Annotated in this window: 8 protein-coding genes; 6 read left to right on the top strand and 2 right to left on the bottom strand. The window is 70.1% G+C overall.

Annotated elements, in window-relative coordinates; genetic code table 11:
- Nucleotides 1-75: 75 nt before the first annotated feature.
- Nucleotides 76-792 (bottom strand): phosphate signaling complex protein PhoU, encoded by a 717-nt coding sequence (gene phoU / locus ACTJJ4_RS15560; RefSeq protein ID WP_440944147.1) that lies wholly within the window; start codon nucleotides 790-792, stop codon nucleotides 76-78.
- Between the two features lie 185 nt (nucleotides 793-977).
- On the opposite strand from phoU, the gene ACTJJ4_RS15555 reads away from it, so the two are divergent.
- Both ACTJJ4_RS15555 and ACTJJ4_RS15550 read left to right on the top strand, forming a co-directional pair.
- A complete protein-coding gene (locus tag ACTJJ4_RS15555) occupies nucleotides 978-2,219 on the top strand; it encodes a sensor histidine kinase (RefSeq protein ID WP_440944146.1) in 1,242 nt (413 codons plus the stop codon).
- Nucleotides 2,216-2,899 carry a winged helix-turn-helix domain-containing protein gene (locus ACTJJ4_RS15550; RefSeq protein ID WP_440944145.1) on the top strand — a complete coding sequence of 228 codons (684 nt, stop codon included), beginning with the start codon at nucleotides 2,216-2,218 and terminating at the stop codon, nucleotides 2,897-2,899. The genes ACTJJ4_RS15555 and ACTJJ4_RS15550 overlap by 4 nt, the downstream gene beginning before the upstream one ends.
- Before the next feature lie 67 nt (nucleotides 2,900-2,966).
- Here the strand turns inward: ACTJJ4_RS15550 and ACTJJ4_RS15545 are convergent, their stop codons facing one another.
- A complete protein-coding gene (locus ACTJJ4_RS15545) occupies nucleotides 2,967-3,509 on the bottom strand; it encodes a DNA modification methylase (RefSeq protein ID WP_440944144.1) in 543 nt (180 codons plus the stop codon).
- Nucleotides 3,510-3,663: 154 nt separating this feature from the next.
- Between ACTJJ4_RS15545 and ACTJJ4_RS15540 the strand changes: the two genes are divergently transcribed.
- The 4 genes from ACTJJ4_RS15540 to rlmB all read left to right on the top strand — a co-directional run bounded on the left by ACTJJ4_RS15540 (nucleotide 3,664) and on the right by rlmB (nucleotide 7,973).
- On the top strand, nucleotides 3,664-4,146 hold the full coding sequence (locus ACTJJ4_RS15540) for a CarD family transcriptional regulator (protein ID WP_285636578.1): 483 nt from the start codon (nucleotides 3,664-3,666) through the stop codon (nucleotides 4,144-4,146).
- A gap of 88 nt (nucleotides 4,147-4,234) precedes the next feature.
- The gene (ispD, locus tag ACTJJ4_RS15535; protein ID WP_440944143.1) at nucleotides 4,235-5,437 is read left to right on the top strand and encodes a 2-C-methyl-D-erythritol 4-phosphate cytidylyltransferase; all 1,203 of its coding nucleotides are present in this window, start codon (nucleotides 4,235-4,237) and stop codon (nucleotides 5,435-5,437) included.
- Nucleotides 5,438-5,566: 129 nt separating this feature from the next.
- Nucleotides 5,567-6,979 carry a cysteine--tRNA ligase gene (gene cysS / locus ACTJJ4_RS15530; protein ID WP_440944142.1) on the top strand — a complete coding sequence of 471 codons (1,413 nt, stop codon included), beginning with the start codon at nucleotides 5,567-5,569 and terminating at the stop codon, nucleotides 6,977-6,979.
- A complete protein-coding gene (rlmB, locus tag ACTJJ4_RS15525; RefSeq protein ID WP_440944141.1) occupies nucleotides 6,972-7,973 on the top strand; it encodes a 23S rRNA (guanosine(2251)-2'-O)-methyltransferase RlmB in 1,002 nt (333 codons plus the stop codon). Before cysS ends, rlmB begins: the two co-directional genes overlap by 8 nt.
- The last annotated feature ends 53 nt before the right edge of the window (nucleotides 7,974-8,026 follow it).

Raw genomic sequence — 8,026 nt, 5'->3', positions numbered from 1 at the left:
AAAAAAAAGGAAGAAAAAAAAGAAGGGGGCCGCCCCCCCCCCCCCCCCCCCCCCGCTTCTGCGTCTGTGTGCGACTCAGCTCTCCGGGGACTCCGGGGCGTCGGAAGCCGCGGTCTGCGCCTCGGCGGCCAGGGCGATGTCCTCCTCGGAGGCGGCCCAGTCGCCGGTGGCCAGGTACACGACCTTCTTCGCGACGGCGACGGCGTGGTCGGCGAAGCGCTCGTGGTAGCGGCTGGCGAGCGTGGCGTCGACGGTGGCGGTGGCCTCGCCCTTCCAGTTGTCGCTGAGCACCTTCTCGAACACGCTGGCGTGCAGCTCGTCCACGTCGTCGTCGGCATTGCGGATGGCATCCGCGAAGCGCAGGTCCTGCGTGCGGAGCAGCTCCGCGAGGGTGCGGGCGATCTCGACGTCCAGCTCGCCCATGCGGCGGAAGGTGCCCTTCAGGCCCTTCGGGATCGCGCGCTCCGGGAAGCGCAGCCGGGCGAGCTGCGCGATGTGCTCGGCCATGTCGCCCATGCGCTCCAGCGATGCGCTGACGCGCAGCGCCGTGATGACGATGCGCAGATCGCGGGCGACCGGCTGCTGGCGGGCCAGGATCTCGATGGCCTGCTCGTCGAGTGCGACGGCGAGCTCATCGATCTTGGCGTCGTCGGCGATGACCTCCTCGGCCAGCGCGACGTCGCTCTCGGCGAAGGCCGTGGTGGCCTTCTCGATGGCCACCGTGACCAGATCGGCGATCTCGGCCAGCCGGGACTGGAGCTCCTCGAGGGACTGGTGGAAGACTTCGCGCATGTCGGCGCAACCTTTCGTCGTGGGGTCGGCACGGATGCCGAGCGGGCACGCGCACACGCGAACCGGGTCGATCATCCCCATCGAAGGTTAACGAATGGTGTCGTGATCGCGAACACTGCCTCGCCCGGCCCGTGACGGCGGTCTGAACGGCGGAAGGACGGGGATGCTGCCCCTACTCTGGAACCATGCCCTCGCCCCAGCTCGCGCTGTTCGCGCTCGTCATCGGCATCGTCATCGGCGCCGGTGTCGTGCTGCTGGTGACCTGGGCGTATCGCATGCGGATGCAGGCGATACAGGACACGTCGCAGTCGATCCCGGCCGGGATCACCGAGGTGCTCGCGGGCATGGACGACGCCGCGTGCGTGCTGGATCCCTCCGGACTGGTCGTGGCGACCTCCCGGGCCGCGGCGCGCTTCGACATCCGGCCCGGAGCGGTGCTGGAGAACGGCGAGCTGCGACGGCTGGTGCGGGATGTGCGCAGCTCGGGCATCAGCGGCACCGAGACGCTGCGGATCACCGCCGGGAACGCGCTGGACCCGCGCCTGGTTTCCGCGCGAGCGAGCGTGGTGGGCCCGCGGCTGACGCTGCTGATCGTGCGCGACGTCACCGAGCGGGAGCGGCTGGACCAGATGCGCACCGACTTCGTCTCCAACACCAGTCATGAGCTGAAGACGCCGGTCGCCTCGGTCAGTCTTCTCGCCGAGGCCATCGAATCCGCCGCCGACGACCCCGATCAGGTGCGCATCTTCGCGTCGCGCATCATGGCCGAGGCCGGTCGTCTCGGCCAGCTCACGGGGCGGATCATGAGCCTGTCGCGGCTGCAGGCGGCCGAGAGCCTCGCCCAGGTGGAGCCCGTCTCCATCGACGAGGTCGTGCACGCCTCGATCGAGGCGCATGCGGTGCAGGCCGACTCCGCCGGGGTCGAGCTGACCCGCGGCGGCGACCACGGCGCCTGGGTGCGCGGCGACGCGCAGGTGCTCGTCGAAGCCGTCGGGAACCTGCTCGCCAACGCCATCCAGTACTCGCCGCACGGGTCGCGCGTCGGCATCGGCACCCGGGTCGACGGCGACCTCGTCGAGATCGCTGTGACCGATCAGGGCATCGGCATCTCGGAAGCGGATCGGGAGCGCATCTTCGAGCGCTTCTACCGCGCCGACGACGCGCGGTCCCGCCGGACGGGCGGAACGGGGCTCGGCCTGTCGATCGTCAAGCACGCCACGCAGCGCCACGGCGGCGAGGTGCGTGTCTGGTCGCGCGCGGGCAAGGGGTCGACCTTCACCATGCGGCTGCCGCGCATCGACGCGCCCGGAGCCGACGGGGCAGGCGCCTCGAAGAAGTCCAAGAAGAAGCACAAGAAGAAGACCGCCAAGCGCGCCCGCACCGATCACGGTTCGCTCGGCGCCGCCCGGAACGGAGAGAACGCATGACCCGGATCCTTCTCGTCGAGGATGAGCCCGACCTCGCCGATCCCCTCGCCTACCTGCTGCGTCGCGAGGGCTACGAGGTGGAGATCAGCGAGGACGGACCCGGTGCGCTGGAGGCGTTCCGCGCACGCGGCGCCGACATCATCCTGCTCGACCTGATGCTCCCCGGCATGCCGGGCACCGAGGTGTGCCGGCAGGTACGTCAGGCCTCGGGCGTGCCGATCATCATGCTCACCGCGAAGGACTCCGAGGTCGACATCGTGGTGGGGCTCGAGCTCGGCGCCGACGACTACATCACCAAGCCGTATTCGTCGCGGGAGCTGCTGGCGCGGATGCGTGCGGTGCTGCGCCGGGTCGCGCAGGCGGAGACCGAGATCGACGAGCGGGTGCTGGACGGCGGCCGCGTCACCCTGGACATCGACCGGCACACGGTCGCGGTCGACGGCAGCGAGATCAACATGCCGCTGAAGGAGTTCGAGCTGCTCGAGGTGCTGATGCGCAATGCCGGCCGCGTGCTCACCCGAGGCCAGCTGATCGACCGGGTGTGGGGGAGCGACTACTTCGGCGACACCAAGACGCTGGACGTGCACATCAAGCGCATCCGCTCCCGCATCGAGCAGAATCCGAGCGATCCGGTGATGCTGGTCACCGTGCGGGGTCTCGGGTACCGTTTCGAGGCCTGAGCAGGCGCGGAAAGCGGAAGAGGTCGGTCCCTTCGGGGACCGACCTCTTCTGAATGCGGAGCGGACGTCAGGACGCGGGCGTTCCCGTCGGCGTCGGCGTCGCCGGCTCGACCGAGGGCTTCGGCGAGGGGACGAGGTCCTTGAGGTAGGGGAGGGTGCCGTCGAGCACGGGAACCTGAGTGGGCTCCGCCTCGTCGTCGCCGGAGCGGAACAGCACCTCGACGGTGGCGCCCGGCTTCACGTCCAGGTTCTCGAAGAGCAGCGGGTCCTCGTCGGCGCCCAGGCTCACGTGCTCGCCGGCGGGCACGCGCACCTCCTGCTGCTTGCCGTCCACGTCGATGGTGAGGGTGGCGCTCTCTTCGCTGTCGTTGACCAGCACGGCCACGAGGTTCCCGGCCGAGCCGTCCTCGTCGGCGACGATGAGCGCGTTGCGCACGACGACCGGGCCGCCGGTCGAGGAGACGTCCACGCCGTCCGAGATGTTCTTGATGTCCACCGTGTTCTGCGGGGTCATGAACGTGCAGCCGGTGGCGCCGAGTGCGATCGTCACGCCGAGGGCGGCGGTGGCGATGAGGCGCGGAGCGAGGGACGCAGCAGAGCGCGAGTTCACGGATCCTCCTGAGATGCGACGGGTGTCCTGCCTCAGTCTAGTGGGTTCGCGCTCGTTCTCCGGGACCGGCCGGGCCTCGCACGGCGTGCACCGGCGCGAACCTTAGTACATAACGGCTGTGGTATCCTGGAGATTGCCGAAAGGACACGTTTTTATGCTTTTTGAGGTTGGCGAAACCGTCGTCTATCCGCACCACGGGGCTGCGACGATCATCGAGGTCAAGGACCGGGTGATCAAGGGGGAGACGAAGAAGTACCTGAAGCTGAACGTCACGCAGGGGGATCTCATCATCGAGGTGCCCGCTGAGAACGTCGACCTGGTCGGCGTCCGCGACGTGATCGGCCAGGAGGGTCTGGACCACGTCTTCGAGGTGCTCCGCGCGCCGTTCACCGAGGAGCCGACCAACTGGTCGCGTCGCTACAAGGCGAACCTCGAGAAGCTCGCGTCGGGTGACGTCATCAAGGTGAGCGAGGTCGTCCGCGACCTGTGGCGCCGTGACCAGGACCGCGGCCTGTCCGCGGGGGAGAAGCGGATGCTGGCCAAGGCCCGTCAGATCCTCGTCTCGGAGCTGGCTCTCGCCGAGAAGATCGACGAGGACAAGGCCGGCGGCCTGCTCGACGAGGTGCTCGCGTCCTGAGCGCGATCGACTGATTCCACGAGGAGGGCGGATGCTTCGGCATCCGCCCTCCTCGCGTTCTCGGACGCCTGCGACGTCGCGGTAGCGTGTGAGCGTGACTCCGTACTCGGCCCCCACGACGGCGATCATCATCGTCGCCGCCGGTTCCGGCACGCGCCTCGGCGCCGGCGTGCCGAAGGCGCTCGTCGACATCGACGGCCGCACCGTGCTGAGGCACGCGCTCGAGGGCGTGTTCGCCGCGCAGCCGATGCAGGTGATCCTCGTCGCCCCACCCGGACACGAGCAGGCGGCGGCCGACGAGCTCGAGGCGGTCGACGGCGAGCACGACCGGCGGGCCACGGTCATCGTCGGCGGCGAGACGCGGCAGCAGTCGGTCGCAGCCGGACTGGCCGCTCTCGGAGACGGGGTCGAGGTCGTGCTCGTGCACGACGCCGCCCGCGCCCTCACGCCCTCCGCGCAGATCGACGCGGTCGCGGCCGCGGTGAGCGCGGATGCCGGCGTGATTCCCGCCCTCCCTGTGATCGACACGCTGAAGCGCGTCGAAGGGGACGCCGTGGTCGAGGCCGTGGACCGGTCGGTCCTGGCCGCTGCGCAGACTCCGCAGGGATTTCCGCGGCGGCAGCTCGAGGCCGCATACGCCCGGGCGCTCGAGACGGGGGAGGAGCACACCGACGACGCGGCCCTGTTCGCCGCCGCGGGCGGCGCGGTGCGCCGCATCCAGGGCGATGAGCGCGCGTTCAAGATCACCACTCCCGCCGATCTGGAGCGTGCGCGGATGCTGCTGCATCCGGCGCAGCCCGGGTCCCCGCGCCCGCAGGGCCCGCGCATCGGCGTCGGCACCGATGTGCACGCGTTCGGCGGCGAGGGGAACCTCTGGCTCGCGGGCCTGGAGTGGCCGGATGAGCAGCCGCTGTCCGGGCACTCCGACGGGGACGCGGTCGCGCACGCCATGGTCGATGCGCTGCTGGGCGCCGCGGGACTCGGCGACATCGGCGAGCACTTCGGCACCGCGCATCCGGAGTACGCCGGTGCGCACGCCGACGTCTTCCTGGCGCGCACCGCGCGGATGCTGGCGGATGCCGGCTATGCGATCGGCAACGTCTCGGTGCAGTTCCAGGGCAATCGCCCGCGCTTCAGCGCGCGCCGAGCCGAGGCGGAGGCCGCGCTCTCGCTGGCCCTCGGCGGAGCATCCGTCTCGCTCTCCGCGACGACGACCGACGGCCTCGGCTTCCCCGGTCGTGGCGAGGGCATCGCCGTCACGGCCGTCGCGCTCATCATCCCGGTGGGGTGACGTCACAGCAGTTCTCCGCAGATCCGCACGACTCCGCAGAGATCACGGGAAAGCCTGCGAGCGAGTGCTGATCTGCGCGGTTACGCAGGCTGAGGGGCGTGTCGAGCACCACCCCGGTAGTCTTGTGCGGTGACGATCCGCCTCTACGACACCCGCGCGCAGGAACTGCGCGACTTCGTTCCGCTCGACCCCTCGAACGTGACGATGTACGTGTGCGGGCCGACCGTCCAGTCGGGACCCCACATCGGGCATGTCAGGGCGGCGCTGAGCTTCGACATCCTGCGCCGCTGGCTCGAGCTGCGCTTCGGACGCGTGACCTTCGTGCGCAACGTCACCGACATCGACGACAAGATCCTGGCGAACGCCACCGAGGCCGAGCCCTGGTGGGCGCTCGCCTACCGGATGGAGAAGGAGTTCACCGAGGCGTATGCCGCCGTCGGCATCCTTCCGCCGACCTACGAGCCGCGCGCCACGGGCTTCATCCCCCAGATGCACGACCTTATCGCCGCGCTCATCGAGCGCGGCCACGCCTACCCCGCCGCCGACGGCTCCGGCGACGTCTACTTCGACGTGCGCTCGTGGCCGGCATACGGCGAGCTCACGCGGCAGTCCGTCGACGCCATGGAGGCTGCGGCCGACGCCGACCCCCGCGGCAAGCGCAACCCTCAGGACTTCGCCCTCTGGAAGGGCGCGAAGCCCGAGGAGCAGGCGGATGCCGTGTGGGCCTCGCCCTGGGGGGCGGGGCGCCCAGGATGGCACATCGAGTGCTCCGCCATGTCGAAGCGCTATCTCGGCGCCGAGTTCGACATCCATGGCGGCGGCCTCGACCTGCGCTTCCCGCACCACGAGAACGAGCTCGCGCAGTCCACGGCCGCCGGCGACGGCTTCGCGCGCTACTGGGTGCACAACGGCCTGGTGACGGTGGGCGGGCAGAAGATGTCGAAGTCGCTCGGCAACTTCACGCTCGCGAGGGACTTCCTCGACGGCGTCGATCCGGTCGTGGCGCGCTACGCGCTCGCCGCCGCGCACTACCGGTCGAGTCTGGATCTCACGGAGTCGACTCTGGCCGAGGCCGAGGCGGCGCTCGGGCGCATCCGCGGATTCATCGAGCGCGCCGTCCGGGTCACCGGCGGCGGGATCGGCTGGATGGCGCAGCAGTCGCTCCCGCAGGCGTTCAGCGCCGCGATGGACGACGATCTGGGCGTGCCGCAGGCTCTGGCGGTCCTTCACGAGACCGTGCGCGCGGGCAATGCGGCGCTGGACAAGGGCGATGCCGACGGAGTGCGCACCGCACTCCAGGCGGTGAAGGCGATGACCCATGTTCTGGGCATCGACCCGCTGTCGAGCGAGTGGCGGACAGGGGGCTCGGATGCTGCGGCATCCGCTCTGGACACGCTCGTGCAGACGATGATCGGGCAGCGCGCGCAGGCGCGCGCCGACAAGGACTGGGCCGCGGCCGATCGCATCCGCGATGCGATCGCCGCGGCAGGAATCACTCTGGAGGACACTCCGGACGGAACGCATTGGAGTATCGATGGCTAAGCCTGGCCGCCCCGGAGCGGGCAACAGCAAGAAGAAGGGCGCCTCCAAGGGCACCGGCGGCCTCGGCCGCAAGGCTCTGGAGGGCCGAGGACCCACGCCCAAGGCGGAGGACCGCAGCTGGCACGTCGCCGGCAAGCGCAAGGCCGCCGCGGAGCGCTACGCCGCCGCCGGCGGCAAGGGCAAGCCGGGCCAGAAGCCGCAGCCGAACCTGAACCGTCAGGCGCGCGGCTCGAAGGCATCCGACGACACCGAGACGGTCACCGGGCGCAACTCGGTGCTCGAGGCGCTGCGCACCAGGATCCCGGCCACGGCGTTCTACATCGCGCAGCGCGTGGAGATGGACGACCGCGTCAAGGAGATGCTGGCGATCACGCGGCACCGTGAGATCCCCGTGCTCGAGGTCACCCGGCAGGAGCTCGACCGCATGGCCGGCTTCGACGGCGTGCACCAGGGCGTGGCGCTCAAGGTCCCGCCCTACGAGTACGCGCACCCTCAGGATCTGCTGGAGCAGGTCATCGACCGCGGTCAGACGCCGCTGTTCGTGGCGCTCGACGGGATCACCGACCCCCGCAACCTGGGGGCGATCATCCGCTCCACCGCCGCCTTCGGCGGGCATGGCGTCATCCTGCCGCAGCGACGCTCCGCGAGCGTCAACTCCGCCGCCTGGAAGACGAGCGCCGGGGCCGCAGCGCGCCTGCCCGTCGCGCTCGCGTCGAACCTGACGTCGATGCTGAAGGAGTTCAAGAAGCAGGGCGTGTTCGTGCTGGGCATGGACGGCGACGGCGACGTCATGCTCCCGCAGCTCGAGCTGGCCGATCGCCCTGTGGTGATCGTCATCGGATCCGAGGGCAAGGGTCTCTCGCGTCTCGTCGCCGAGACCTGCGATCAGATCGTGTCGATCCCGATCTCGGCGGCCACCGAATCGCTGAACGCCGGCATCGCGGCATCCGTCGCGCTGTACCAGGTCTCGACGGTTCGCGGCGGACGGGAATAGCCAGGGAGGCCGGCGCCTTGACCCTGACGGACTCATTCGTCAGCGGAAGGAAC

The sequence above is a fragment of the Microbacterium sp. 22195 genome (genome assembly GCF_052056515.1).
Lineage (GTDB): Bacteria > Actinomycetota > Actinomycetes > Actinomycetales > Microbacteriaceae > Microbacterium.
The sequence above is the reverse complement of the archived record's forward strand: the minus strand, read 5'-3'. Positions and strand labels throughout refer to the sequence as shown.

Excerpts from the sequence above, each read along its gene's own strand:
- rlmB (WP_440944141.1), top strand. The coding sequence starts at position 6,972 with ATGGCTAAGCCTGGCCGCCCCGGAGCGGGCAACAGCAAGAAGAAGGGC.
- ACTJJ4_RS15540 (WP_285636578.1), top strand. The coding sequence starts at position 3,664 with ATGCTTTTTGAGGTTGGCGAAACCGTCGTCTATCCGCACCACGGGGCT.
- phoU (WP_440944147.1), bottom strand. The coding sequence starts at position 792 with ATGCGCGAAGTCTTCCACCAGTCCCTCGAGGAGCTCCAGTCCCGGCTG.
- ACTJJ4_RS15550 (WP_440944145.1), top strand. The coding sequence starts at position 2,216 with ATGACCCGGATCCTTCTCGTCGAGGATGAGCCCGACCTCGCCGATCCC.
- ACTJJ4_RS15555 (WP_440944146.1), top strand. The coding sequence starts at position 978 with ATGCCCTCGCCCCAGCTCGCGCTGTTCGCGCTCGTCATCGGCATCGTC.